Here is a 213-nt window from a genome sequence, read left to right on the forward strand (position 1 = left end):
TTGTAGCCGAGGGTGATGATGACGTCGCCGTCGGCCTCCTTCATGAAGGGCGTCAGGCTGGCGAGATCGGCGACCTTGAGGAAGGTCAGGTCGATCTTGTCGCCGCCGGCGCCGGCGGTGAAGTCCTTGATGGTGTCGTCGCCGAATTGCCGGGTGTTGTAGACGAAGGTATCGCTGCCGCTGCCGCCGCGCAGCGTGTCGTCGTCGCCACCG

Annotated in this window: 1 protein-coding gene; it reads right to left on the reverse strand. The window is 65.3% G+C overall.

The window, feature by feature from the left end:
- Positions 1 to 213, reverse strand: a 213-nt coding sequence (locus tag AAHM41_RS40530; RefSeq protein ID WP_342242301.1) for a M10 family metallopeptidase C-terminal domain-containing protein, incomplete at both ends; no start/stop codon positions are given.

Source organism: Inquilinus sp. OTU3971 (assembly GCF_038440215.1).